3 protein-coding genes are annotated in these 2,668 nt (G+C 64.6%); all 3 read left to right on the top strand.

What is annotated here, in order from left to right; all coding sequences use genetic code 11:
• On the top strand, positions 1-542 hold a 542-nt coding region (locus AC1DU6_RS26500; protein WP_477860769.1), incomplete at its 5' end, for an Mth938-like domain-containing protein.
• 143 nt (positions 543-685) lie between these two features.
• Positions 686-1,165 (top strand): peroxiredoxin, encoded by a 480-nt coding sequence (locus AC1DU6_RS26505; protein WP_056195593.1) that lies wholly within the window; start codon positions 686-688, stop codon positions 1,163-1,165.
• A gap of 196 nt (positions 1,166-1,361) precedes the next feature.
• A partial coding sequence (locus AC1DU6_RS26510; protein ID WP_477860771.1) for a PhoH family protein occupies positions 1,362-2,668 on the top strand: 1,307 nt, incomplete at its 3' end.

Below are 2,668 nucleotides of genomic sequence, written 5' to 3' on the forward strand. Positions count from 1 at the left end.
TGGCGAGCTTGCTGGACTTGGCGATGGGCTTCAAAAGGGGCTCCGGCGCAGCAATGCTGCAGTGCAAGAAGGTGCAAAAAGGGGGATCTTGGAGTTTAAGCAAGGCCCGGGCATGCGGCCTGCCGTTCTGCGCGACACTCGCGCCCGGCTTTTCGCACCTTTTCCCGATGAAGTTCCAGCTTGACGAGCCGCAAGGCGGCAACAGCATTTCGCGCCATGACGCCCAGGGGGTCTGGGTCAACGGCCGGCCGCACACGGCGAGTGTCCTGGTCCCCTGGAAAGGCGACGTGGCTGCCTGGGCGCCTTCGCGCTTCGAGGAACTTCAGCCTGCACATTTCGAAGCGATCAAGGCCTTGAACCCCGAACTGGTCGTCTTCGGCAGCGGCGCCCGGTTGCGTTTCCCGAGCCCGGCCCTGTGGCGTGGGCTGGTTGAAGCGCGCATCGGCTTCGAAGTCATGGACAACGCAGCCGCTTGCCGCACTTACAACGTGCTTGCCAGTGAAGGCCGCAACGTTCTGGCAGCATTGCTCATTGAGGGATGACCTCCGCCGGTCGGGAGACCGGGGAGGCTTTATAATCACGGGCTATTGCTTGCGGGCGCCCGCGTAGATTGTTTTTGTGAAAGGCTTCACAGAGCGATCACGAACCGGGGACCCCGTGAGCACAACTCCTGCTGCACCCCCCAATGACGCCTGCGCTCAACAAACCCCTGCCGGAAATTGAGGCTCAAGCCACCGGCGGCGTGAAGTTCACTGCCAATGCCTTCCTGGGCAAGTCGGTCGTGCTGTATTTCTACCCGAAGGACAACACGCCCGGTTGTACCACCGAGGCGATGCAATTCCGCGACCGCCACAAGGACTTCGTGAAGGCCGGCGCGGTGGTGCTCGGTGTTTCGCGCGACAACATGGCTTCGCACGAGAAGTTCAAGCAGGCCCTGGAGCTGCCCTTCGAGCTGATCGCCGACACGGAAGAAAAGCTCTGCCACATGTTCGGCGTGGTCAAGAACAAGATCATGTACGGCAAGAAGGTCAAGGGCATCGAGCGCTCGACCTTCCTGATCGCCCCGAACGGCATCCTGGTGGGCGAATGGCGCGGCATCAAGGTCGCCGGCCACGTCGACGAGGTGCTGAAGGCCGTGAAGGGCCTCAAGAAGGAAGCCGCCTAAGCCGCACAAGGCGCCACATGACGCGCGAAAAACGCGTTGTTTGCTGACATCGCGGGCCCCCGCGGTATGTGCATAATCAGCTCATGCCCCGGGTCGAATCCTTGTCACAGACTGCAAAGCCGCACTCATCCTGTGCGGCTTTTTGCTTTCTGGAGCCTGGATCGCGTGGGGTTCACTTGTCGCCCATCCGCCGTAAATGCCACTGCCTAAGCCTCCTGCACAACGCGCCAGCCGCCTCGATGCCTCTGCTTACTCGGCCACTCTGACCCCCAGCAAACCTCGCGCGACGCCTCCCGTCGTCGTCGCGCCCGCCGCCGCTCCGGTCGCGGTGCCGACAGCCGAAGTGCTGCGGCTTCCCACCCCCACCTCCAGCCCCGCTGCCGCCAGGCCGGGACTGCCCATAAAAACAGCCAGCAAGGCGCCGGCCAGAGCCGCCGCGCCCAAACGCACGCGAAAACCCGCCGGCGCCGCCAAGCTCTTCGTGCTCGACACCAATGTGCTGATGCACGACCCGATGTCGCTGTTCCGCTTCGAGGAGCACGACGTCTTCCTGCCCATGATCACGCTCGAGGAGCTGGACGGCCACAAGAAGGGCATGACCGAGGTCGCCCGCAACGTGCGCCAGGTCAGCCGCGAACTGGACCAGCTCGCCGCCAGCCTGAAGACCAGCGGCATCGAGGAGATGGCMAAGGGCCTGGCCCTGGCCGGCACGGGCCACCGCGAAGCCGAAGGCAAGCTCTTCTTCCAGACCGAGCTGATCGATGCGCCGCTGCCGCAAGGCCTGCCCCAGGGCAAGGCGGACAACCAGATCCTGGGCGTCGTCCAGGCGCTGAAAGGCCTGCACCCCGGCCGCGAAGTGGTGCTGGTGTCCAAGGACATCAACATGCGCATCAAGGCCCGCGCCCTGGGCCTGCCGGCGGAGGACTACCGCAACGACAAGACGCTGGAAGACTCCGACCTGCTCTACACCGGCGTCCAGGCGCTGCCCTCGGATTTCTGGGACCGCCATGGCAAGACCATGGAGAGCTGGCAGCAGGGCGGCACGACCTACTACCGCATCAGCGGCCCGCTCGTGCCCACGCTGCTGATCAACGAGCTGGTCTACCTGGAGGCGCCCGGCGAGACGCCCCTGTACGCCAAGGTCACCGAGATCACCGGCAAGACGGCCGTGCTGCGCACGCTGAAGGACTACGGCAATCAGAAGCACGCCGTCTGGGGCGTGACGTCGCGCAACCGCGAGCAGAACTTCGCGCTGAACCTGCTGATGGACCCGGAATGCGACTTCATCACGCTGACCGGCACCGCCGGCACCGGCAAGACGCTGATGACGCTGGCCGCCGCGCTCGCCCAGGTTTTCGATGACCGCCGCTACAGCGAGATCATCGTCACCCGCGTGACCGTGCCCGTGGGCGAGGACATCGGCTTCCTGCCCGGCACCGAGGAAGAAAAGATGGGCCCCTGGATGGGCGCCCTGGACGACAACCTCGAGGTGCTGGCCAAGGG

The organism is Roseateles sp. P5_B10 (assembly GCF_056400485.1).